At 59.1% G+C, this 24,309-nt stretch carries 19 protein-coding genes; 5 read left to right on the top strand and 14 right to left on the bottom strand.

Annotated elements, in window-relative coordinates; all coding sequences use genetic code 11:
* Positions 1–10: 10 nt before the first annotated feature.
* From ACQR3R_RS07975 to glgA, 5 genes are read right to left on the bottom strand one after another with little or no spacing between them, the layout of a single operon-like run.
* The gene (locus ACQR3R_RS07975; protein WP_428271458.1) at positions 11–349 is read right to left on the bottom strand and encodes a DUF2934 domain-containing protein; all 339 of its coding nucleotides are present in this window, start codon (positions 347–349) and stop codon (positions 11–13) included.
* Between the two features lie 21 nt (positions 350–370).
* Complete coding sequence (locus ACQR3R_RS07970) at positions 371–3,148, bottom strand: malto-oligosyltrehalose synthase (protein ID WP_428271456.1); 2,778 nt, start codon at positions 3,146–3,148, stop codon at positions 371–373.
* The gene (gene malQ / locus ACQR3R_RS07965; RefSeq protein WP_428271455.1) at positions 3,145–5,223 is read right to left on the bottom strand and encodes a 4-alpha-glucanotransferase; all 2,079 of its coding nucleotides are present in this window, start codon (positions 5,221–5,223) and stop codon (positions 3,145–3,147) included. The genes ACQR3R_RS07970 and malQ overlap by 4 nt, the downstream gene beginning before the upstream one ends.
* The gene (treZ, locus tag ACQR3R_RS07960; RefSeq protein WP_428271454.1) at positions 5,220–7,016 is read right to left on the bottom strand and encodes a malto-oligosyltrehalose trehalohydrolase; all 1,797 of its coding nucleotides are present in this window, start codon (positions 7,014–7,016) and stop codon (positions 5,220–5,222) included. Before treZ ends, malQ begins: the two co-directional genes overlap by 4 nt.
* A gap of 18 nt (positions 7,017–7,034) precedes the next feature.
* A complete protein-coding gene (glgA, locus tag ACQR3R_RS07955) occupies positions 7,035–8,555 on the bottom strand; it encodes a glycogen synthase GlgA (protein ID WP_428271453.1) in 1,521 nt (506 codons plus the stop codon).
* Positions 8,556–9,179: 624 nt separating this feature from the next.
* Here glgA and ACQR3R_RS07950 point away from each other — a divergent pair.
* Positions 9,180–9,992: a crotonase/enoyl-CoA hydratase family protein gene (locus ACQR3R_RS07950; RefSeq protein WP_428271451.1), complete on the top strand. Its 813-nt coding sequence runs from the start codon at positions 9,180–9,182 to the stop codon at positions 9,990–9,992.
* Between the two features lie 6 nt (positions 9,993–9,998).
* Complete coding sequence (gene nudC, locus ACQR3R_RS07945) at positions 9,999–10,829, top strand: NAD(+) diphosphatase (RefSeq protein ID WP_428271450.1); 831 nt, start codon at positions 9,999–10,001, stop codon at positions 10,827–10,829.
* On the opposite strand, the gene ACQR3R_RS07940 is transcribed toward nudC, so the two are convergent.
* Positions 10,797–11,576 (bottom strand): TSUP family transporter, encoded by a 780-nt coding sequence (locus ACQR3R_RS07940; protein ID WP_428271449.1) that lies wholly within the window; start codon positions 11,574–11,576, stop codon positions 10,797–10,799. The two genes, nudC and ACQR3R_RS07940, sit on opposite strands and share 33 nt — an antisense overlap.
* 306 nt (positions 11,577–11,882) lie before the next feature.
* Positions 11,883–12,359, bottom strand: a complete 477-nt coding sequence (locus tag ACQR3R_RS07935) for a DUF1348 family protein (protein WP_428271448.1) — start codon at positions 12,357–12,359, stop codon at positions 11,883–11,885.
* Between the two features lie 162 nt (positions 12,360–12,521).
* On the opposite strand from ACQR3R_RS07935, the gene pssA reads away from it, so the two are divergent.
* Positions 12,522–13,865, top strand: coding sequence for a CDP-diacylglycerol--serine O-phosphatidyltransferase (pssA, locus tag ACQR3R_RS07930; protein WP_428271447.1), 1,344 nt, complete (start codon positions 12,522–12,524; stop codon positions 13,863–13,865).
* A gap of 274 nt (positions 13,866–14,139) precedes the next feature.
* Here pssA and efeO (ACQR3R_RS07925) read toward each other — a convergent pair whose 3' ends face one another.
* The 6 genes from efeO (ACQR3R_RS07925) to ACQR3R_RS07900 form a co-directional block, all read right to left on the bottom strand.
* Entirely contained in the window at positions 14,140–14,964 is an 825-nt protein-coding gene (gene efeO, locus ACQR3R_RS07925) for an iron uptake system protein EfeO (RefSeq protein ID WP_428271446.1), read from the bottom strand.
* Positions 14,965–14,992: 28 nt separating this feature from the next.
* Positions 14,993–16,291: an iron uptake transporter deferrochelatase/peroxidase subunit gene (gene efeB, locus ACQR3R_RS07920; protein WP_428271444.1), complete on the bottom strand. Its 1,299-nt coding sequence runs from the start codon at positions 16,289–16,291 to the stop codon at positions 14,993–14,995.
* Between the two features lie 19 nt (positions 16,292–16,310).
* A complete protein-coding gene (gene efeO, locus ACQR3R_RS07915; protein ID WP_428271443.1) occupies positions 16,311–17,510 on the bottom strand; it encodes an iron uptake system protein EfeO in 1,200 nt (399 codons plus the stop codon).
* An 8-nt stretch (positions 17,511–17,518) separates the two neighbouring features.
* Positions 17,519–18,358, bottom strand: a complete 840-nt coding sequence (gene efeU / locus ACQR3R_RS07910; RefSeq protein WP_428271442.1) for an iron uptake transporter permease EfeU — start codon at positions 18,356–18,358, stop codon at positions 17,519–17,521.
* Between the two features lie 124 nt (positions 18,359–18,482).
* Positions 18,483–19,487 carry a DUF3829 domain-containing protein gene (locus ACQR3R_RS07905; protein ID WP_428271440.1) on the bottom strand — a complete coding sequence of 335 codons (1,005 nt, stop codon included), beginning with the start codon at positions 19,485–19,487 and terminating at the stop codon, positions 18,483–18,485.
* Positions 19,484–20,740, bottom strand: a complete 1,257-nt coding sequence (locus ACQR3R_RS07900) for a J domain-containing protein (RefSeq protein WP_428271439.1) — start codon at positions 20,738–20,740, stop codon at positions 19,484–19,486. Before ACQR3R_RS07900 ends, ACQR3R_RS07905 begins: the two co-directional genes overlap by 4 nt.
* A 153-nt stretch (positions 20,741–20,893) precedes the next feature.
* On the opposite strand from ACQR3R_RS07900, the gene ACQR3R_RS07895 reads away from it, so the two are divergent.
* Complete coding sequence (locus tag ACQR3R_RS07895; RefSeq protein WP_428271438.1) at positions 20,894–21,910, top strand: AraC family transcriptional regulator ligand-binding domain-containing protein; 1,017 nt, start codon at positions 20,894–20,896, stop codon at positions 21,908–21,910.
* Between the two features lie 356 nt (positions 21,911–22,266).
* On the opposite strand, the gene ACQR3R_RS07890 is transcribed toward ACQR3R_RS07895, so the two are convergent.
* Complete coding sequence (locus ACQR3R_RS07890) at positions 22,267–22,395, bottom strand: hypothetical protein (protein ID WP_428271437.1); 129 nt, start codon at positions 22,393–22,395, stop codon at positions 22,267–22,269.
* 241 nt (positions 22,396–22,636) lie between these two features.
* Here ACQR3R_RS07890 and ACQR3R_RS07885 point away from each other — a divergent pair, with 241 nt between their 5' ends.
* Positions 22,637–24,301, top strand: a complete 1,665-nt coding sequence (locus ACQR3R_RS07885) for an AMP-binding protein (protein WP_428271436.1) — start codon at positions 22,637–22,639, stop codon at positions 24,299–24,301.
* Positions 24,302–24,309: the final 8 nt, after the last annotated feature.

Here is a 24,309-nt window from a genome sequence, read left to right as displayed (position 1 = left end):
AAAGTGAGCGTTAGACGGCTGGCGGTTTTCGCGCTCCGCGAGGCTTCTTCTCGGCAGCTTTTTCGCCGGGTGGCACCACCGAAGCAGCGGCGGATGGCTTGGCCTTTGGCTTGGCCTTGCTCACAGCTTTGGGTTCGGCAGCTTTGCCATTAGCGGTTTTGCTGGCGGCGGGTTTGGTGCCCGCGGTTTTGCTGCCGGCAGTCTTTGGTGATTTGCTGGGGGCTAGCGCCTCAGCTTCAGCCAGTTTGCGCGCCATTTCCCAATGGCGGGCATCTTGCCCCTCCGGTTGTCCTTCCGACTCCCAGATCTGATAGGCAAATTCGCGAACGCGTTTGTCGTCGGTACTCATCGCAATACTCCTGAACTGAACTCAAGCTTGGGTGAAGAGTTGGATAAATAGGTTGACCGGGAAATCCCCCAGCGCGGCGCTGATGTTCAGCTCCCTGTTTTGTGTGACTGCGACGCCTGAAAAAAGTCCCTTCAGATTTTCGCCCGGGGTGGTGAACGGTAATATCACCCGCGTATCGCCCCACAGCGGCGCGTCAATCTTGGGCTCGGCACTGTTTTTCAGCAGCTCGGCGCAGCGTATCGGGACGATCACGATCGCCCGTTTGCCTTGCCATTCGCGAACAAATCCCAGCACGCGATGTGCTTCGCTGCCGACTATTTTCAAGGGCTGATACGTCCCTCGCTGAAACAGCTCGGCATGCTCGGCACGCCAGTTCAACGTGCGTACAATCAAGGTTTGCTTGATGCGCCCGTCACGCCAGTTCGATAACAGCCCCGGCAGATCAAGAGGCATGTGTAGGGCCTGCTGTCGATTGGCGTAATCCACCGGCCGGCGGTTGTCCGGATCTACCAGGCTGAAATCCCAATAGTCATTGCCTTGGTAAAGGTCCGGTATGCCTGGCACGGTCATGCGCAGCAAGGTTTGCGCCAAACCGTTCAACGCACCGGCAGCGGCGATGGTGCGTACCGCTTTGCCGAGCGCAGCACGCAGCAATTCGCCTTCGGGGTTTAACAACAAGGCCTCGATAAACGCCTGCGTCGCGTTTTCATAAGCTTCGTTGGGGGCGCTCCAACTGCTTAAAAGTTTAGCCTCGCGCAGGGCTTTTTGTTGCCATTGCCAGACGCGTTTGGCGTAGTCCGCCAAGGCCGGCAAATCGTCGCTGCGCAACGCCAGAGGCCAGCTACCGAGGATGGCTTGATAAAGAATCAGTTCATCGCCAGCGGACGGCATCTGATCGTCAACACGAAGTGGGCGGGCGAGGGTGCGCCACAGCGGCACCTGCTCGGCATACCAGGCGCTGCGCTCACTCAGCACGGCCAGCCGCGCACGGGTGTCTTCGCCGCGTTTATGGTCATGGGTGGCGGTGGCCAGCAAGTTGTCCGGGAACGTTTGCAAGCGGTTGAGGCATGCCGCGTGAAAGTCTTCGGGCGGCGCACTGAACTGCTCGGTGCTGAAGCCAACGTCATTGCGCGACAGCAACACCGCCGAGCGATAAAAAGCGGTGTCTTCGACAGCCTTGGCGGCAGCGGGCGATGTCAGTTGCTGAAAACGCACGCAGGCGTGCTTGAGCATTTTGCGCGGCCGTCCAACCGGCCGCTTGCGCCAGGGTTCACCGCCCAGCCAACCCGCCAGGCAATCGAGCACCGGCCAATCCGCCTCGCCCAGCGTTTGCCTGGCACCGTCCATGGCTTGCTGGAAAAACACATCATCTTCAGCGAAGCGCCCGCGAGGACTGATGTAGGTGCGGTAAACAGGGAAATGCACGATCAGCTCTTGCAGTGCCCGGCGGATAGCGCCGAGGGTCAGGTCGCGGGTCATCAAGTCATCCCGCGCTACTTGCAGCAACGCCTGGGCGACACTCTCGAAATCCCCGGCCAACGAACCGTTGAGAATTTGCTGGCGTGCCAGCTGTGCTTCCTGGCGGAAGTCGGCTGGCCGCTCGCTGTAACGGCTCCACAGGTCACCGAGTGTTTGCTCGCCCTGTGGGTCGTGTTGCAGCAGTGACAACTGGTTCATGAACTCGTAACCGGTGGTGCCGTCCACCGACCAGTCACGGTGCAGGGTTTCGCCTTCACCGAGGATTTTTTCGACGTAAATCGGCAAGTGCCGATCCGGTGACAGGCTGTCGACCCGGCGCCGCAGTTTGCGGCAATAACCACGCGGATCGGCGAGACCGTCGATATGGTCAATGCGCAGGCCGTCGACCAAGCCTTCAGCCACCAGTTCGAAGATTTTCGCGTGGGTGGCTTCAAACACCGCTGGCCGCTCGACTCGCAGGCCGCCCAGCTCATTCACATCGAAAAAACGCCGCCAATTGATATCGTCCGCTGCCGTACGCCAACTCGCGAGGCGATAGCTTTGGTGCTCCAGCAATTGATGCAAACGCTGGAAACCTTCCGGGGTGAGCGAGTCGTAAGCCTTCAGGTTGTTTTCAATTGCCTGCAGCATGGCCGGGTCGCACGCCAGCTCCCGCAGCGCTTGCTTCAACGGCACCGAAAGGCCATGAGCGTCGGTCTGGTAGCTCAACGCGCTGAAGCGATCTGCGAGTGATTTGAGTTCGTCGATATCGGCTGCCAGCAATTCGCCGTAACTCGTTGGGCTGATCGGGAAGTGGTGATCGTAGTGCTCGACGTAAAACACACCGCGTTGCGCATCGAAACGCAGCGCCAGCGTGCCGTCCTGCAGGGCGACCCCGTAATCACTGCCCAGGAACGGCAGCAATAATTGGCCTTCCATCAGCGGGTCGGGTGAGTGCCACTGAATATCGAAAAACTCGCCGTAAGGACTCAAACGGCCCCATTCGAGCAGGTCCATCCACCAGGGATTATCACTGCCGCCGACGGCCATGTGGTTGGACACGATATCGAGGATCAGCCCCATGCCGTGTTCGCGCAACGTGCCGATCAAACGGCGCAACGCGGCTTCGCCACCCAGTTCCGGGTTGACGGTGGTCGGGTCCACCACGTCGTAGCCGTGCATGGAGCCGGCGCGTGCAGCAAGCAACGGGGAGGCGTAGAGATGGCTGATGCCCAGACTGGCAAAATAGGGCACCAACGGCACCGCTTGATCCAGGGTAAAACCTTTATGAAATTGCAGTCGCAGCGTAGCGCGCAACGGTTGAGTGAGCGCCCGGTTCATTGGTCACGCTCGGCAGCCTGCAGTCGCGCACACGCGAGCAGTTCCAGGCGCCGCGCCGCGTCCGGGTCATCTAGCAATGCTTCGCTTTCTGCGGGTAAGCGCCGCGACCAATTAGGGTGCGTGTTGGTTGTGCCTGGCAGGTTTGCCTGCTGTTCGATGCCCAGTGCATCTTCCAGCGGCAGCAATACCAGCGGCGCACGGGTGTGGCCCAGGAACCGTGTGGCGGCGTCGAGCACCTGATCGGTTTCATGGGATTCTTCGCGGAAGTTCTGAGGGTCTTCGCTCAGCACCCGCCGCAGGCCTTCGCGTTCTCTTTCGCGATGGTGGCGCCATTCTATTTCGCCGCTGGCTTCAACCAGGCCTAGCCGGGCGTTCCAGTCGATGTCACGACCATGCCACCAACCGTTGAGCGTGGGCAGATCGTGAGTGCTGGTGGTGGCTAAGGCATTGTCCGGCCAGTCGAGTATGGATTTGAAGTGCGTGTTGTCCTGTTCGAACAACAGCACGCGCATCCCCAGGATCGAGCGGGCAATGAGCTTTTCACGCAGGCCGTCCGGCACGGTGCCCAGGTCTTCACCGAGGACGATGGCCTGATGACGATGGGATTCGAGCGCGAGTAGCCGCAGCATGTCGTCAATCGGGTAATAGAGGTAGGCACCATCGCGCGGGGGCGAGCCATTGGGGATCACCCACAAGCGCTGCAGGCCCATGACGTGATCGATGCGCAGGCCACCGGCGTGGGCGAAATTGGCGCGCAGCATTTCGATGAATGCGCGAAACCCATTACGTACCAGGCCTTCAGGCGCGAACGCCGATATGCCCCAGCCTTGGCCACTGCGATTGAGAATGTCGGGCGGTGCGCCGACCGTCAGCGATGCCAGCAATTCGTCCTGACGACTCCAGGCCTGGCTGCCACCACCGTCGGCGCCCACCGCCAGGTCGGCGATCAAACCAATGCGCATGCCACTGCTGCGCGCAGCGGCTTGCGCACGTTCCAGGCAGCGCGTAATCAGCCATTGGCAGAACGCGAAGAACCCGATGCGTGACGCGTTTTCTTCGGCAAATTCGGCCAGCGCGACGCTGCGTGGGTCACGCCATTGCTCCGGCCATTCGCGCCAGTCCAGATTTTCACCTTTTGCGGCACGCGATTCTTGAATGGCTTCGAAACGGCAATGGTTTTCCAGCGCTTCGCCGGATGCATGACGGTAGCTGCTGAAGTCAGCGTGCAGCGGGTGTTCACCCTGTACGAAGCCTTCGTATAGAGCTTGCAACACTCGATGTTTGGCTTCTGCGGCAACCGGCCAGTCAATCAGGGGCAGTGCTTCGAGACGCTTCAACTCAGCTGCCAGGCCCGTTGCATCAATCGCCGTGCGCAGTGCTCGTTCTCCCAGAATTGCGCCCGGTGAGGCGTAAAGGCTGTTCAGGAACAAACGGCTGGACGGTGAGTAAGGGCTGTAGCGGTGCGTATCGCTGCTGAACATCGCGTGCAGCGGGCTGATCGCCAGCGCTTCCGCGCCGCGTTCGCCGGCAACCCTGGCCAGTTCCTCCAGTGCTTGGGTATCGCCAAACCCGCCATCGCCGGGCCGACGCAACGAATACAGTTGTACGCTCAGGCCCCACGCTCGGGGAATCGGGCTGTCGACGGCGTCGCCAACGCTGTAGCAGCGGTTTGGCGCCACGGCCAGGGTGAATGCCTGGCCGTTGATGCTCACGTGCTGGTAACCGATGGGGATCATGCCGGGCAGGACGGCGGCGCTGTCCAGTTTGAGGTTGAGTCGCGAACCGTCTTCGAGGAGGACTTCGCACGGGGTTTCGGGCTCAAAATAACGCGCCAGATCGAGGCCGACGCCAAAGTCTGCAGTCAGCAACGGAGGCAAATGTCGAGTCTGTTGCACCTGCTGCAGTTCGAGCAGGCTGGCGTCGATTTCCTGGGCGCTGCCGGCCGGGTGGCCGAGGCCGGTAAGAACGGCGCGTAATACCGGTGGAGCGACTTTCTGTGGGCGACCATTGGCGTCGATCCAGTCGACTGCCAAGCCAGCTCGGCTGGCCAGTATTTCAAGTTGCGCATCGCTCATTGGCGCTCTCCATCCAAGGGTTGCAAAAGGGCCGCGGCCGTGAGGCTGACAAGCGCGCAATACGGGGCAAGTTTGCCCTTTTCCAGTAGGTCGGCAGACTGTGGCGGGTGTTCGAACAACAGCGTAGCGCCTGCCTGTGAGGTGTGGACCACTGGCGTGTCGCTGAGGTTCAGGTCAATGCGCAGTTGACTGCCATTGCCCAGCCGCCAGCGCGCGCTGACGGCGCCTTTTGCCAATACCTCGGCGCCCAATGCTTTCGCGCCAGACAAATGCGGGATGATCTGTTGATGGCGAATCTTCAGCAGGTGGCGATAGAAGTCGTGCATGGCGCAATCCCCGGAGGACGTCAAAGCAGGCTTTGATGCCTCGAAGGTCTGACGCGCATTCGGGTCTGGAATCCGCTCTCGCTTGTCCGGGTCGGCGAACGCGTTGAAGGCTGCGAACTCGCTGCGTCGGCCCTCGCGGACCAATTCCGCCAATTCGCCATGATGACTGGTGAAAAACAGAAACGGCTGCTCGGCGGCAAACTCGTCGCCCATGAACATCAGCGGGATCATCGGCGACAGGAGCAGCAGCGCGGTGGCCGCTTTCACGGCTTGAGGGTGGGCCAATTGGTGCAGGCGTTCGCCAAACGCGCGGTTACCGATCTGGTCGTGGTTCTGCAGAAACAGCACGAACGAGGTTGGCGCAAGGTGCCCACTAGGCTCGCCCCGAGAAGTACCGTGTTGAGTCACGTGGCCCTGAAACACGAAGCCCTCGCTCAAGCAACGAGCCAATTGCTCGGTGGGGTGAGTGGCGTAATCGGCATAGTAGGCATCCGTCTCGCCCGTCAGCAGCACGTGCAAGGCGTTGTGACCATCGTCATTCCACTGCGCGTCGTAGCATTCTTCGAGAAGGCTGGCCTCGTTGTGCTCATTCTCGACCGTCAGCCAAACATGCCGCGTCGGATCGGTTTGTCGACGAACCTGCAGGGCCAGCTCTTCCAGGAAGTTAGGGCTTTTGATGGCATGAACGGCGTCCAGGCGAAGACCGTCAAAGCGGTATTCCTGCAACCACATCAGCGCGTTATCGATAAAAAAGTCACGCACCTCGCGCCGGCGAAAGTCGATGGCGGCGCCCCAAGGCGTATGTTTGTCTTCGCGAAAGAAACCCTTGGCATAGTGATGAAGGTAATTGCCATCCGGGCCAAAGTGGTTGTAGACCACGTCGAGAATAACCGCCAGACCGACACCGTGAGCCGTGTCGATCAGGTGCTTGAGCTGCTCGGGAGTGCCATAAGATGACTGAGGCGCGTAGGGAAGAACACCGTCGTAGCCCCAGTTGCGATCACCGGGAAACTGCGCCAGCGGCATCAATTCGATAGCGGTAACACCGAGTTCGGCGAGCCGCGAAAGATGTTGTTCGACGTTGCAAAAGCCACCCAGCACACCCACATGCAATTCGTAGATGACGGCCTGGTTCCATGGGCGGCCCTTCCAGGCTGTGTGTTTCCATCGATAGGCGAGGGGATCGACCACTACGCTTTGCTGATGTAAATCACCGGCCTGAGCCCGGGAGGCGGGATCAGGCACTTCAAGTTCGCCGTCGATTTTGTAGCGGTAACGCGTGCCTGCAGGGCATCGGGTCTTGATCACAAACCAACCATTGGCCTGCGGCGGTAGCGGTAAGGATTGTCCCGAGTCCAACTCGACACTGACAGATGACGCATCTGGCGCCCACAAGGCAAAACGCGTGTGTTCTGCGTCCAGCATGATTGCGCCGTGGGGCCAGGTTTCAAGGGTCCGTAACGGCATCTTTGAAAACCTCTTTGCTTACTGTTTGTTCGATTTCCCCAGTGCTTTAGCCACCAGTCGCTCATAAAGTTCGGCATACGGTTCAACCGCTTTGCACCAATTGAACGGTGCTGCCATGGCACGGCAACGCATGGCATTGAGCAGGCCTGGGAAAGCGAAGACTTTGAAGGCGCGACTCAGGGCTTCCTGGTAGCTCTCAACCGACGATTCGTCGAACAGGAAACCGGTGACGCCGTTTTCAATGGTGTCTGCCAAACCGCCTGTATTACGTGCCACCGGCAACGAACCGAAGCGCTGCGCATACATCTGGCTCAAACCGCACGGCTCGTAACGTGATGGCATCAGCAGGAAATCGCTGCCGGCAAACATGCGACGGGCGTCAGTTTCGTTAAAGCCAATGCGTACACCAATTTGCCCGGGGAAACGCAGGGCCAATTCACGCATGGCTTGTTCTTCTTCCGGCTCGCCACGACCGATGATCGCAATCTGGCCACCGGATTTGACAATGTATTCGGACACCGCCTCGGTCAGGTCCAGGCCTTTTTGATACACAAGTCGCGACACCACGGCGAAGAGTGGGCCTTCAGAGTCGTTTAGGCCGAACAGTTCACGAACGTGGGCGGCGTTGACCGCTTTACCTTCCCAGTCACCAATGCCAAATGGGCAGAACAGGTGCGGGTCGGTGGCGGCGTCCCAGCTTTCATCAATACCGTTGGGGATACCGCTCAGCAGGCCTTGCTGCGTCTTGGCGGCGAGAAATCCGTCGAGACCGCAGCCGAAAGCCGGCGTGGTGATTTCCTGGGCATAAGTGGCGCTGACCGTGGTGATGTGGCTCGAATACGCCATGCCGGCCTTGAGGAACGACATCTTGCCGTAGAACTCCATGCCTTCCTGCTGTAGCGCATGGTTCGGAATCCCCAGTTCCGGGCACGAGCCCAGGCTGGTCACACCTTGATAAGCCAGGTTATGAATGGTGAACAGGGTAGGGGTGCGCTGCCCACGCCAGTGCATATAGGCGGGCGCCAGACCTGCAGGCCAGTCATGGGCGTGCACCAGGTCCGGGCACCAGTGAATTTGTGCAAGATTGGCAGCGATGTCGGCAGCGGCCAGGCCCAGGCGCGCGAAACGGATATGGTTGTCCGGCCAGTCGCGACCATTGTTGGCGCCGTAGGGCGAGCCTTCGCGCTCGTAGAGTTCGGGGCAGATCAACACATAGATAACCAGACCGTCGGGCATGTCCATGCGCCCGATCTTGCAGGGAGGCAACGCTGCGTGCCCGCCGAGTTCACCGATGATATGAATCGGGTTCTCGCTGTGCAGCACTTGCGGATAACCGGGGATCAGCACTCGTACGTCGTGCAAATGAGCCATCGCTCGCGGCAGTGCGGCGGAAACGTCGCCCAAACCACCGGTTTTGACCAGGTCGGCGATTTCCGAGGTGACAAATAAGACGCGCTTGCGGTTGGGGTTCTGGCTGACAACCGGGGTAAGCGCTTTGGTACTGGGCACGTGAATCGATTGGGAGCTTGGCGCACTCACGGCGTTCGTTTCGCCGACCTGCTGATGAGCACGTTCTCCCTGAACATCTAAAGCCGCACTGATCATATGTATCTCCCATTTTGTTGATCTAATTCTTGGTCTGGCACCAGCGGTGTTTGGTGGCCAATTCCTGTGGCCGGGCGCAAACGCGCTACGCGTTGGTGAGCAAACGCTGCCAACGCGTTGAAGCCGAATGGCTTGCTTTATCATTGCAAGGATTGCACCAGTCGTACTGCACCTACCCCTAAGCTGACCTACGGCGGCTGGCAAAAGTTTCGACTATTTTCGCCCTTTGTGACCGACCGGTTTCACCCCGCGAAAATGAGTCTAGGCCAGAACCTAGAGCGGGCCAGCCCCGACGGGCAAATTGTTCGACAATCTATTTCCAGAGGTTACGAGTGTTGTGCTTTGAGGGGGAAACGCACCGACGAAGTGCAGCATTATTTTTATAGGTGTCTCATAAAGTGACCGGCAAGTCACAATAAAGTGCGTTGTGTGACAATTTGTTTGCACTGTAGTGGTGCGCCGCGTTCAGTCCCGGATTTGGCCGAACCGCTGCCTCGGGGCAACGCCAGCGCTTGGTATAGTTCCGGCCTCGTTTTTACCCGCCGAAGGATAATAAGCATGTCTCAGTACACCGCGTTCACCGTCGAACTGGCTGACAAAATCGCCCATGTGCAGATTAATCGCCCGGAAAAGATCAATTCGATGAATGCAGCGTTCTGGAGTGAAATCATCGATATATTCCAGTGGGTAGATGACACCGACGAAGTGCGGGTAGTGGTGCTGAGTGGTGCAGGCAAGCATTTTTCATCGGGCATCGACCTGATGATGCTGGCCGGTGTCGCCAACGAACTGGGTAAGGACGTCGGTCGCAATGCGCGGTTGCTACGCCGCAAGATTCTCGCCCTGCAAGCGTCTTTCAACGCCGTCGACAACTGCCGTAAACCGGTGCTGGCGGCTATTCAGGGCTATTGCCTGGGCGGTGCCATCGACCTGATCAGCGCCTGCGATATGCGTTACGCCGCTGAAGACGCACAATTCTCGATCAAGGAAATCGACATCGGCATGGCCGCCGATGTGGGCACGCTGCAACGCTTGCCGCGAATTATCGGTGACGGCATGCTGCGTGAACTGGCTTACACTGGGCGCAACTTTGGTGCCGAGGAAGCACGCGGCATGGGCTTGGTCAATCGCGTCTACCAGGACGCCGCCATCCTGCTTGAAGGTGTCATGGGCATTGCACGCGATATCGCCAGCAAGTCGCCGATTGCGATTACCGGCACCAAGGAGATGATCAGCTACATGCGAGATCATCGCATCGATGATGGCCTCGAATACGTCGCCACCTGGAATGCTGCCATGCTGCAATCCACCGACTTGCGCGTGGCCATGGCCGCGCATATGAGTAAACAGAAACCCGAATTTCTGGACTGATTAAACATGACTTCACGCTGGACCACTGCAGTACTCGACACCGATCAGCCCGGCGGTTGGGCGGTAGCGCGCAGCCCCGAAGGTTTTTTGTTCGACGATAACGGCGCACTGTTTCCCCGCGACTGGTTAAAGCGACAAGACCTGGCAATTCTGGCTGAACACGGCATCGGCCATCTGGATGGCGAACCGGTTTATTTGCTGGAGCTGCGCAGCCCCGCAGAGGTGCCGGGTTGCAACTGGAAAGGTTTGCGGGCCTTTATGCTCGACGGCGATCACACCCTTTACAAAGTGTTGGGGTACGCCGCGCAAATTGGTACCTGGGCGCGCGAACATCGTTTCTGCGGTAACTGCGGGCAACCCGCGCATCAGGTGCCGCTGGAACGGGCGATGTATTGCGAAGCCTGTGATTTGCGTTACTACCCGCGTATATCGCCGAGCATGATCGTGCTGATTACCCGTGGCGACGAAGTACTGCTGGCGCGTTCACCGCGTTTTGTCAGCGGGGTCTACAGCACGCTGGCAGGCTTTGCCGAACCCGGGGAGTCGGCCGAAGAGTGCCTGATTCGCGAGGTGCGCGAAGAAGTGCAGATCGAGGTCAAGAATATTCAGTACCTGGGCAGCCAATGCTGGCCGTTCCCGCACTCGATGATGCTGGGTTTTCATGCCGAATACGCCGGCGGCGAGATTGTTTGCCAGGAAGATGAAATCGAAGACGCCCAGTGGTTCAACGTGCACCAACTGCCACCGTTGCCAGCGTCACGCTCGATTGCGCGCTACCTGATCGATGTCTACGTCGCGCGGCGCTTAGGCCACGCTGAACCAGTGCTGCCAGGCTAAACGCACAGTCAGGCCCAATACCACGGTAATGAACACCGGGCGAATGAACTTGGCTCCGCCACTGATGGCGGAGCGAGCGCCGAAGAATGCACCGACCATCACCGACAGGCCCATGCTCAGGCCTATGATCCAGTCCACTTGCCCTGAAAACACAAACACCGACAGCGCTGCGATGTTGCTGACGAAGTTCATGCTGCGCGCCACGCCGCTGGCCTTCACCAGGTCGATGGGGTACATCAGCATGCTGCTGACCGTCCAGAACGCACCAGTGCCGGGACCGGCGATGCCGTCGTAGAAACCCAGGGTGAAACCTTGGGTCGATTGCCACTTCTTCTTGATGGGCGCGTTGCTGTCCACCGGCGTTTTTGGCGTGCCGCCGAACAACAAGTAAAGGCCACAGGCAAACACGATCACCGGCAGCATTTTGTTCAGCCATTCGGCGGGCATGAAATGCGCCACGCCGGCACCGGTCAGCGCACCGACCAGCGTGCCGAGAATGGCGCGGACCCACTCCCGGGGGTGGAACAGTTTGCGTCGGTAGAACGTGAGGCTGGCAATGGCCGCGCCAAATGTAGAACTCAGCTTGTTGGTGCCCAGTACCAGATGCGGCGGCAGGCCCGCGGTCAGCAGTGCAGGCGTGGTCAACAGTCCGCCGCCACCGGCAATCGCGTCGATAAATCCGGCAATGAAGGCGACAAGCACCAGAACGGCCAAGGTAGTGAGGTCAACGCTGAGTTCGAAAGGCATGTAATCGGCTTACTTAATTGGGCGCGAAGCAGCCAGCGGCTGCGGGAAGGGCCGACATATTACCTGCATCCAGACCAGGCGGCGACTCGTGCGGGCGTGACGCAGGGCTGAGCCAAGTGTTGCTGGGCCAACAGTTTTTAAACAAATCGTGCTCTGTGCCGACAGTGCACATTCGGCCAAACACCGATAAACCCGGCGCTTGCCTACTGGCACGTTCGCGGCTCTTGCCCTTGGAACCTATCGATACCAGGGCACGCCAATGACTCAACACGCCGTCAGATTTGCCGGGTGGGTGCCGAATGTCGATTACAGACCTAGGTCGGACAAACCTGGATGGTCATCCGGCCGGCGTCCCAGCGGCCAGCGGAACTTGCGCTCGCTTTCCGATATTGGCAGGTCGTTGATGCAGGCAAAGCGCTGGGCCATCAAACCGTTCTCATCGAACGCCCAGTTTTCGTTGCCGTAGGAACGGAACCAGTTGCCCGAGTCGTCGTGCCATTCGTAGGCAAACCGCACGGCGATGCGGTTGTCGGTAAACGCCCAGAGTTCCTTGATCAATCGATACTCCAGCTCTCGGGCCCATTTGCGGGTCAGAAACGCTTTGGCCTGTTCGCGGTTGTGGGCGAACTCGGCGCGATTACGCCACTGAGTGTCCAGCGTGTAGGCGAGGGACACGCGTTGTGGGTCGCGGGAGTTCCAGCCATCTTCGGCCAGGCGTACTTTTTCGATGGCCGACTCACGGGTGAACGGCGGCAATGGCGGGCGAACGTCAGCGTCAGGCATGTCAGGAATCCTCGGTAGGTGCGATTAAAATAGGCGGAGTGCGGGTTCAAGCCAAGCAGCTTTTATAAAGCTTTGCAGGCGAGGAGCCGTGCGGTGGGAAGACCCGATCCCGTGCATGGTGTAAGCTCTCGGGTTCTTCGGATTCGACCCATTGCGAGCCCTATGCCGTCGCTTTTCAAACGCTCCCTGCTGCCCAAACTGCGCAGTTTTCCGCTGACCGCCGATGCCGTCACGATCCTTTCCGGCGCTGCCGAGTTTCGTCGTTGCCTGCTGGAACAAATCGCCAGCGCCAAACAACGCATCTACATCGTTGCGCTGTACCTGCAACAGGACGAGGCCGGCCAGGAAGTGCTGGATGCCTTGCATGCTGCGAAACTGGCGCGTCCGCAACTTGATGTCGTGGTGGTCGTCGACTGGCTGCGTGCCCAGCGCGGTTTGATCGGTGCTGGCAAGCAACCGGGCAACTCGGCCTGGTATCAGGAAGCCACTCGCACTCACGCCAGCGAGGTCCCGGTTTACGGGGTGCCGGTACAAACCCGCGAGCTGTTTGGCGTGCTGCATTTGAAGGGCTTCGTGATCGACGACTGCGTCATCTACAGTGGTGCGAGCCTGAACAACGTTTATCTGCACAAGTTCGACAAGTACCGTTATGACCGTTATCACCTGCTGCAGAACAGCGCATTGGCCGATTCGATGCAGCACCTGATCCAGCACGGTCTTATCGCCTCAAAAGCGGTGCACCGCCTGGATTTGCCAAACTTGCCGACCACTCGCAGCCTGCGTAACGATATTGGCGATCTGCGCAGCCGTTTGAAACACGCGACCTACGACACCACCACGGGTATCACCGACAAAAGTGGTTTGTCCGTCAGCCCTTTGCTCGGGGTGGGCAAGAACAATCCGTTGAGCCGGGTGATCGGCGAGTTGATCGCCAGCGCCCAGCATCAACTGACCATCTGCACGCCGTATTTCAACCTGCCATTGTCGGTCACCCGCGAAATCAACCGTGCGTTGGGGCGCGGCGTGAAGATCGACATCGTGGTCGGCGATAAAACCGCCAACGACTTCTACATTCCGCCCAGTGAGCCCTTCAAGGTCATCGCCGCGCTGCCGTACCTGTACGAGATCAGCCTGCGACGCTTTGCCAAGCGCCACCAGCACAGCATCGACAGCGGTCAGTTGAACCTGCATTTGTGGCGTGAAGGTGACAACACGTATCACCTTAAAGGGATGTGGGTCGATAACCGCTACACACTGCTGACCGGCAACAACCTCAACCCGCGAGCCTTCCGGCTGGATCTGGAAAACGCGCTGCTGATTGACGATCCCAAAGGTGAGTTGCTGCAGCCACGCCGCGCGGAACTGGCAGAGATTTTCGAGAACACCTCACGTATCGAGCGCTATCAGGACCTGGAAACGCTGCTGGATTATCCCGAGGCGGTGGCCAGGTTTCTCAAGCGCGTGAGCCGTGTGCGGATCGAACGTCTGCTTTACCGGATTTTGTAACTCGGGCGAGTCCTGCACCTTGGCATCGGCTCATCCCGCCAGGTTCGGCTGAGCGCTTTTGTATAGTTTCCTTTCAGGCGAGCCCATGGGCTTGCCGCATTTTTATGCGTTAAGGAACTGCAATTGCGCCCAAGTCCGGTCTGCGCCAACTCAGCGCCCCCACTCATCGAGAGCGCCGACTTGCATTCCCGCGCCTACACAAGCTTGGGTCCGCAAGCCGAACAATCGAATCGTGTGGACATGAGTTTGCTCACGAACGGATCGATCAAAACACTCAGTTCAAACCGAGTTTGCCACGCAGTGTCGACAAGTCTTCAGCCAAGGTATTCACCGGACCTACCAGCGCTTTACGGTCGCTGTCTTTTACTTTGTCATACGTTTCAAAACCGCCATCCTTGGTTTTGTACTTGGCCAGAACCTTGTTCACAGTCGCAAAGTTCTTGTCGACTTTGGCGATGAACGCGGCATCTTGTTTCTCGATCTGCGGACGGAACAGGTCGACGATTTTCTTCGCGCCGTCGATGTTGCCCTGGAAGTCATACAGGTCAGTGTGGCTATAACGGTCTTCTTCGCCGGAGATCTTGGTGGCGGCGACTTCTTCGAGCAATGCAGCAGCACCGCCGACCACTTTTTCGGGCGGGAAGGTCAGGCCGGCAACGCGGGTTTGCAGGTCCTTGACGTCGCCGTTCAGCTTGTCCGCCAAGGCGCCCAGGTCCTTGGTGCTCTTTTCCGAGAACAGCGAATATTCGATACGGTGGAAACCGGTGAAGTCTTCGGCTTTCACGCCTTTCTCATGGTCGTCTACGCGCGAATCGATGGACGCGTCCAGGTCACTGAACAACTCGGCAATCGGCTCGATCGACTCGTAGTAAACGCGGGTCGGTGCGTAGAGCTTTTTCGCGGTGGCCAGGTCACCCTTTTTCACGGCGTCGGTGAACTGTTGGGTATGGCTGGCCAGCTCATCCAGTTGCTCAGTCACATAAATCTTGTAGTCCGAGACCGGGCCCACCAGGTCCAGCGGCGCCGTTGCCGCAAAAGCCGAAAACGGGGTGTTGAGCAAACCAAGAGTCAGCAATAACGCGAGTGGCGACTTTTTCATGGGACGGTTCCGTGAGGGTGTGTTGTGGTTAGGCTTTTGTTGTTGGCTGTGTAGCGTCCAGCAGCGAGCGACCGATGTAATCCTTGTCGCCCGTTACACCCGCAAGGGTGAAGAAGTACCCGCCGCCGACCGGTTTGAGGTATTCCTCGAGTGGTTCGCCGTTGAGTCGGGTTTGTACGGTAATGAAGCCTTTCTCCAGGTCGGCCTGGTAGCAAATGAACAGCAGGCCCATGTCCAGCTGACCGTTTTTGTTAACGCCGTTGGAGTAGTTGAACGGTCTGCGCAAGATCAGGTTCGCTTGGCTCGCTGCGGTACGCGGGTTGGCCAAGCGAATGTGCGCGTCAAGTTTTGTGACCTTGCCTTCGGGGTCTTTGGCGTAGTCCGGCACTTCGGTTTCATGAGCGCCACCCATCGGTGCGCCGGTGGTTTTGACCCGGCCGAGAATGCTTTCCTGTTCCTGCAGCGGCGTGCGGTCCCAGCGCTCGACGAAATTGCGGATGATGCGCACAGCCTGGTAGCTGCCCCCGGTAGCCCAGGCAGGTTCTTCGCTGTCGGGTTGCACCCAGACGAGGGCGTCCATGGTGTTGGCGTCGTTGGAATCCGGATTGGCCGAACCGTCGCGAAAGCCCAGGAAGTTGCGCGCGCTCTGTGGCGGCACACCGGGTTTGGCCGGTGCCTGCGGCGGCACGCTGCCTTCTTGCTTCCAGCGTACCAACAGCAAGTCAGGCAGGTTCTTCACGATGTCGCGCAAGGCGTGAATGTTGGTGTCGGTGGTGTTGGCGCAAAATTGCAAGCTCAAGTCGCCGTGGCAGCAGTCGGCTTCCAGCGCGTCGTTGGGGAAGCCAATCATGCGAATCAAACGCTTGGGCTTGGCGTCGGTCAGGCCGAAACGCTCGTCGAACAGCGATTCCCCGACCGACACCGTGATGGTCAGGTTATCCGGTGTAACCACCGGGCCAAGGATGCCGGAATCAACGGGTGGCAGTTTCGGATCGACCTGGGGCACCGCGCCGCCCTTCATCAGGAACGCAATGCGCTCGTTGAGGGTGCGGAACAAGCGCTCGAGGTCTTCACGGTCGCTGGCCAATACATCAAATGACACCAGCATGCCGGACGCCGGGCGCGGCGTGACGATGCCGGCCTGGTGCTTGCCGTAGAAGTCGTGCCGGTCTTCGGTTTTTTCACTGCTCGGCGCTTCGGTGACTTGCGCGGGGCTGGCCGCCATTGCCGGGCAGCTCAATGCGGAGCCTGCCAAGGCAACACCGGCGGCGCCCATGCCCATTAATACGCGACGACGTTGTGCTGAAAAGTTTTCGGAATCGTTCATCTAAATAGTCGTCTTCTGCTTACAGGCCGGAGAGGCCGAGGGCTGGATCGATTCCATCGAGTACGTCGGCCAGAGCCTTGGCCTTGTCAGCAATCTGTTTGCGCTGTTCGGCACTGACCGTGTCATAGGTCGCGTAACCGTTATTGACCTTGAAGCCGTTGAGATCGGCATCAAGGGCCGTGATGGCGCTGTCGATCTTCGGCAATAGCTCAGCGGCAGACTTGGTCAGCAACGGTCGCAACAAGTCGACGACCTTGCGCGCAGCCTCCAAGTTGGCCGCGAAACCATTGAGGTCGGTGTGGCTGTAACGTTCTTCTTCACCGCTGCTGGCGCGCACATCGGCAAGGCTGTTGAGGTTGCGCACCACGATGCTCACCAGTTGTTCTGGTGGCAGCGACTGGGCCAGCAATTGCTGTTTGAGCGTGGTGACGTCGGCGATCAAGCGCTGGGCAATGGGTGTCAGGCCGTCGAGGTTGCGTTGCTGGAACAGTGCGTATTCGATTCGGTGGAAGCCTGTGAAACCAGGGTCCAGCTCACGTTTTTCGAAGTAATCGGCACGCGCATTGATCGCGTTGTCCAGCTCGGCCAGTCGCTGTGCGGCCGGGGCAATACGCTGGTAAGCGGCGCGGGCCGGGGCATACAGCGCTTGGGCCTGAGCCAGGTCGCCGGCCTCGATCGCGTGTTCAAGCGCGGTGACCGCTTTGATCAAGGCGCTGCCCTGGCTGCTCAGGTACACACGAAACTCCGACAGCGGCCCGACAAACGCCACCATTGAAGGTTTGGCTTTGGCGGCGGCATCAGAGGCAGCCGTCGCGGTGACGTGCAAGGTGCCTCGCGGGTTGCTCAGCAGGCCGCACGTAATCGTGTAGTCGCCGGGCAACAGATTGGCGTTGATCACCTGGCTCAAGCCCGGTGCAATGTTCTCGCGTTCTTCAATGACCAGCACACCGTCGAGAATTTCCCATTCCACCGCCCGGTCCGAGCGGTTGACGATGCGAAAGCTCGCGCGGCCGGCCGGCACGGTCAACGCATTCGGCTCGCAGCTGTGCGGGTGAATGGAGACCACGACTTCGTCATGGTTGGTCTGGCGCTTGTCGGCGGCCAGTTTCGAGGCGTAGTAAAACAGGCCACCCGCGGCGATCATCACCACGACGGAACCGGCCACCGCCCAACGCAAGGCGCGGGGAGGGGAAGCCACTGGAGGAGTAGGCGTTGACATGAAGGCCCTTACTGGCTGGAAACGGAAGATGTTTGCTTGGCGGGAGCAGGGGCCGGGAGAAAAAACATCGCCAGCGCCACGACCAGATAAATCAGATAAGCCCCCAACGTGCTGACCGTTGGCGCGTCCTGATAGCCGAACATCCCGGCCAGAACCGACCCCAGCGGGCCATCCATCGGCAGCGTACTGCTGAAATCGAAGAGTACGGTTTGCAGGTGATTCCAGACCCCGGCTTCATGCAGTGCCTGCACCGAGTTGGCGAGAATGCCGGCGGCCACCACCAGGATGAACAAACCGGTCCAGCGGAAAAACGCCCCGAGGTTGAGGCGCATGCTGCCGGTGTAGATCAGGAAGCCGACAACGATCGCCAGGATCAGGCCGAGCAGGGCACCGATTGGCGCCCCTGGGCCTTCGCTTTGCTGGAACACGGCGAGCAGGAAAAATACCGTTTCCAGGCCTTCGCGGGCCACAGCGAAAAACACCATGGCGATCAGCGCCGTCACCTGATGCTTGGAACCGGCCAGGGCGTGATCGAGGGACACGTGCAACGAATGTTTGATCGAACGCGCCACCTTGCGCATCCAGAACACCATGGAACTGAGGATGCCGACGGCCACCAGGCCCACCACACCTTCAAACAGCTCCTGTTGTTTCTGCGGGAATTCAGCGCTGACCAATTCCAGACCACCGCCCACCAGCAAGGCGAGCGCCGCCGCCAGGAATACCCCGATCCACACGGCGGGCATCCATTGGCCACGGCCGGTTTGCTTGAGGTAACTGGCGATAATGCCGACGATCAAAGCCGCTTCAATGCCTTCGCGCAGCATGATCAAAAAAGGAACGAGCATTCAGCACCGACTCAGTATTAGATAGGATGCTAATTTGTAACATAATGACACTCATTCTCAAACGTCGAATATTGACATTGACCTGAACATTAGCTGAACGGCACTCAATGTCATTCGTATTTGGCTAAAAACCGGTGTTTGCCCAGCGGTTGTACTGGTCCATCAATCGATCGTAAGCACGGGTCATGCTGGCAAAATCCTCACTCAGTTGACTGGGCGGCGCGTGGCGGTTCCAGTTGTCGTTGAGGATTTGCAGCGAATCCAGCCAGGTTTTGATCGACGGATCCACGCTTCTCCAGACTTTAAAAGCCTTTAAAGTTGAACGATTAGAAGGCGTTACGTTCATGTATTCGTGTGCTTTGTGAAGTTTGGTCTTTAACTGTTCCTGGGCTGTTTCGAGCGCGGCAGGGCTTAAGGTCTGGCGTTGGGCCTGCTCGCTGATCAAGCCGAATGTATCTCGCACCGCCAGCATGGCGTTAAGCACATGCCAGTGGGCGTCCTCGCCGAAACGCTCCCGCAGTTGCGCCAATTGAGTGGTGCGAAGCTCGCGGTCCTTTTGCTCGATCACCGGCCGAAGCTTGTCCGAGGCGTCGGTCAGCCGTTCTGCTGCGGGGAGGAATGCTTCCTGCACATTGGCTGACTTCATATTAAGGGTGATGAACAGGTTGCTTTCAAAGACGAGCCTGAAGGTTTGCCTGTTCATCGCGTCTAACGCGTTGGCGTAGTACAGAGCGGCTCGCTCCTGTTCAGGCAAGTCGTTGTGCAGTGCCAGCCGTGCCCGCAGTTGCGGCAAACACGGTGCCATGCGCAGCTTGTGCCCATCGGTGTCGCGTATCTGATTCCCGTAGCGCGGATTGAACAACTCCGGGTAACGATTTTGTAACTCAAGCAGCGTCGCTGTCGACGTGGTCTCGCGCGTCTGATACGCCTCAAAATTACGCCGCCAAGGTCCGTCCACCGTGTTGATGCACTGGATCAACGTGCTCAGGCTGCGACTTTGTGCCAGCGGTTCTACCGATTGGCCGCGCAGCCGGGTTTGCAGCGGCGCAAGAACGTCCAGCGGTTCCAGAAACACCGTTAAACCCATCGCGGCGATGCCAAGAATGATCAGTTGAGTCCGGGTTTTCATTGCGCGGCCGCCTGGGTTTTCGGGTACCACTGAGCATCGGTTTCCGGCAGTCGGCAGTGTTCAAGTGGATTCGAGCGGCCCGCACACAAGCGCTCGGGGAAGGGTTGCAGGCCTTGATTCTTGCCCACCATCTGGCCGTTGAAGTAGGCCGCCGGGATTAGCATCCCCAGAATAATCAGCAGCACCAGCCCCAGGGATTTCAGGTTCTCCAGTTGTACATAGCTGATCAGGCCAGGGCCGAAGCGCTTTTTCAGCGCTCGCCAGATAGCCGGAACCGCCGTCGGCACTTCGCCGTACAAGCGTGGGTATTGCTGGCGCAGGGTTTCGCTCAGGTGCTCGCACGCCGTCCAGTCGTCTTTCAGGAAGTAACGGGTGAACTCGCTGCGTTGCTCGTGGGTCATGGGTGTCAGCAGCAACCGCGCCGCACGGCTGCGCGGTGTCTGGTCTGTTTGCCGCGCCAGGCGTTGTTGGTCTTCGAAAAAAAGCTGCGTCAGGTGGCGTTCCTGCAACGGCTTCCAGTAAGGCTGCGGGCAACTGAGCTGATCGAACGTGCCGTCATCCTTCCAGCCTTGAAGTTTGCACACCGCGTTAAACACTTCACAGGACCAGTAATCGCTCTCCAGTAACAAAGCGGCAAGCATCAGGCTGAAATGCTCACGACGTTCGAGCGACTGCATCCACGGCGCCAGACTCGACACATACACCTGCTGACAGAATTGCGCATCGTTGCCTGGTCGCAGTTGCGCGGCGAGGTTTTTTTCAACATCAGCGAACAGTGTCTTCAACAAACACCGTAAAGATGCTGGCGCCAGGCCCGGCCGCTGCCAAGGTGTCAGCCAGTCAAATTGTTGCAGCGCCCATTCGGTGAAGGCGTGAGCCTGGGGTGTGGGCTCCAGGCAACGCTCCAGCAACTGGTCTTCAAAGGCTTGCGCGCATTCGGTGCTGATCGCCTTGGCCAGCGCGGCATCCAGCTCGGCGGGGGTCAAACCTTCAATTAATTGCGCGGCGCGCTGGCGCTCACTGGTGGGGTCATCGGTGGCAGGGCTTGGTGCGGTGGCGACGGGCTCGGCCTCGGGTGCCAGGCGACTCGCATCCAACGCCTGCTCGTAGGCTTGGCGCAGACGCTGGAACGCCACAGGATCGTCGTCTGGACGATTCTGTTTAAGCAGCTGTGCGTACTGGCGTTTGATGCTGCGTGAATCGGCATCAGGCTCAAGCCCGAGTACATCCCAACAGCTCGTTGCAACCGTCATAAAGCGCACAGCTCCCTGTTCAAACTGACATCCTGGCTCAGCCTGGCGGCTGGCGACGACCCTAATTTAGCCGCGCAGTGTACAGGACTGGCTTTTTATCCTGCGCTGCCTAAGATGGCCGGCAGATCAATTTGTGGAGCCGAGAGCCGCTCAATGTCGGAAAAAGACACCATTTCCATGCAGCTGGTGCGTGAGGCCCTGCTGCAAAGCTGCGCCCCGGGCCTTGCCACCGACGAAGTGCTGAACAAGGTCGGCATCGATCCGGCCCTGCTCCAGACCAGCGATGCCCGTGTCCCGGCCACCGCTTATGCACGTCTCTGGCGTTTACTGGCGCGGCGCGGCGACGACGAGTTTTTCGGCATGGACCCGCGTCAGCTGAAATCCGGCAGCCTGGAGTTTCTGTGCCGTTGCGCCATGGTGCAACCCAGCCTGGCGGCGGGCCTGACGTCGGGCTTGAGTTTTTTGTCGTTGATGCTGCAACACTTGCCCGCACAGTTGGTGCGCCAGCAAAGCCTGGCTGAAATCGTCCTGCTGGAAGATCACCAAGGCCCGCGACGCGCCTTCACTTACTTCACCTACTGGATGATTGTGCACGGCGTCGCGTGTTGGCTGGCGGGACGACGCATCCCGATTCTGGCCATCGAATTGCGCTGCCCGGCGCCGGATTTCTGTGATGACTACCAGGTGATGTTCTCTGAGAACCTGCGTTTCGACCGTCCGCGCACACGCATGATTTTTTCGGCCGATTGCCTGGACCTGCCGATCAAGCGCAGCCCGGAAGAACTCAAACGCTTTCTGGCGCATGCCCCCGCCAATATCCTGGTGAAGTACCGCGATCCCGAGAGCCTTGCCAGTCGGATCAAGCACGATTTGCGGCAATTGCCCGCAGAGCAATGGCCGGAGACCGAGCCGTTGGCGCAGCAATTGTGCATGTCGGCCTCGACCTTACGCCGGCGACTGGCCGAGGAGGGGCAAACGTATCAGGGCCTCAAAGACAGCGTGCGCAAGGAATTGGCGATTGTCTGGCTGGCCGAGCCCGCGATCAGTTTCGCGGAGATCGCTGCACGATTGGGGTTTGCCGACGCGAGTTCATTCTACAAGGCGTTCCGCAAATGGTCGGGTTCAAATCCCGGGCATTACCGCAGCCTGATCCTTAACGAGGCCGGCTGAAATCGCCATCACCGGCAAGCCGGTTTCCTACGGGATTTGGGTTAACCACATCAATCCCGGGATCTCCGCCGAACTGTAGGAGTCTGGCTTGCCAGCGATGGCGTCCGCGAAATCGCCATCACCGGCAAGCCGGTTTCCTACAGTATTTGGGTTAACCACATCAATCCCGGGATCTCCGCCGAACTGTAGGAGTCTGGCTTGCCAGCGATGGCGTCCGTGAAATCGTCATCACCGGCAAGCCGGTTTCCTACGGGATTCGGGTTAACCACAACAATCTGGCATCTCCGCCGAACTGTAGGAGTCTGGCTTGCCAGCGATGGCGTCCGTGAAATCGCCATCACCGGCAAGCCGGTTTCCTACGGGATTTGGGTTAACCACATCAATCCGGCATCCACCGCCGAACTGTAGGAGTCTGGCTTGCCAGCGATGACGTCCGCGAAATCGCCATCACCGGCAAGCCGGTTTCCTACGGGATTTGGGTTCATCACGCATTCCTGCATCCACCGCCGAACTGTAGGAGCCTGGCTTGCCAGCGATGGCGTCCGCGAAATCGCCATCACCGGCAAGCCGGTTTCCTACGGGCGGCTGTTACATCGGTAGGCTCTTGGCCAAACCAGTCAAGCAACTTGATAACTTTGACCATTGCCCCGCTCTTCAAGCGGAGCGAGTATTTCTCTGGTTTTTACGGTTCCCCCAACCTAATAAAAATACAGAGGGATTCTGGCAATGCGCGATTACTTGTCTGCCGCGACACAGTTCAATTACCAGCACACCGTCGACACCTCGCTTGCGGGTGATTTGACGGCGTTGAATGCCTGCATCGAATGTTGTGACCGGCACGCGCTGCCAGGTCGAATTGCGCTGTTTTGGGAGGGCCGCGACGGTGCGAGTGCGACCTACACCTTTAGCGACCTGCAAGACAACGCCGCGCGCTTCGCCAATTTTCTGCTCGCCCAAGGCGTGAAGAAGGGCGACAAGGTCGCCGGTCTCCTGCCACGCAATATCGAATTATTGATCACCGTGTTTGCCACCTGGCGCATCGGCGCGGTGTATCAGCCGCTGTTCACCGCGTTTGGCCCGAAAGCCATCGAACACCGTCTCGGCTGTTCCGACGCCAAAGTGGTGGTGACCGATGTGGTCAATCGCAGCAAGCTCAATGAAGTCGCCGATTGCCCGACCATCGTCACTGTTGGCGGGGCCAAAGGGCAGGGCATCGTGCGTGGCGATTACAGCTTCTGGGCTGAACTGGCCAATTACCCGGCACATTGCGAACCGGTGATGCTGAGCGGTGAAGACCCCTTTTTGCTGATGTTCACGTCTGGCACCACTGGCCCGTCGAAAGCGTTGTCGGTGCCGCTCAAGGCCATAGTTGCCTTTCAGAGCTACACCCGCGATGCCGTGGACCTGCGCCCAGAAGATGCGTTCTGGAATGTCGCCGATCCGGGCTGGGCCTACGGTATTTATTTCGGGGTGACCGGACCGATGTCGATGGGGCACCCGATCACCTTTTACGATGGCCCGTTCACCCTCGAAAGTACCTGCCGGGTCATCAATAAATACGGCATCACCAACCTCACCGGTTCACCGACCGCCTATCGCCTGTTGATCGCCGGGGGTGACGAGTTTGCGCGTTCGATCAAGGGCAAGCTGCGCATTGTCAGCAGCGCCGGAGAGCCGCTCAACCCGGAGGTTATTCGCTGGTTCGCGGACAACCTCGGGGTGGTCATTCATGACCATTACGGCCAGACCGAACTGGGCATGGTGCTGTGTAATCACCATGCGCTGCAGCACCCGATTCACCTGGGCGCGGCCGGTTTTGCCTCGCCAGGCCACCGCATCGTGGTGCTTGACGATAACCACCAGGAACTCGATGTCGGCCAGCCCGGCATTCTGGCCATTGACCGTACCCAATCGCCGATGTGCTGGTTTGGCGGCTACGAAGGTGCGCCGACCAAAGCCTTCGTCGGCAATTATTACCTGAGTGGCGACACCGTGGAATGGAACCCCGACGGCAGCATCAGCTTCGTTGGCCGCAGTGATGACGTGATCACCACGTCGGGCTATCGCGTCGGGCCGTTCGACGTCGAAAGCGCGTTGATCGAACACCCTGCCGTGGTCGAGGCGGCAGTGGTCGGCAAACCTGACCCGGAACGCACAGAATTGGTCAAAGCCTTCGTTGTGCTCAGCGCGCAATACCGCGCGACGCCCGAATTGGCCGAGGCGTTGCGCCAACACGTGCGCAAACGTCTGGCGGCGCATTCGTACCCGCGAGAAATTGAATTTGTCAGTGAGTTGCCGAAAACCCCAAGCGGCAAATTGCAGCGCTTTATCTTGCGCAACCAGGAAATCGCCAAGGCTCAAGAGGCCGCCGCGAAGAACGTTTCAGCTTGAACCCAAGG

The sequence above is a fragment of the Gordonia sp. IEGM753 genome (assembly GCF_050321825.1).
Taxonomy (GTDB): Bacteria; Pseudomonadota; Gammaproteobacteria; order Pseudomonadales; family Pseudomonadaceae; genus Aquipseudomonas.
Note: the sequence above shows the minus strand (reverse complement) of the source record. Positions and strands in the feature narration are given on the sequence as shown.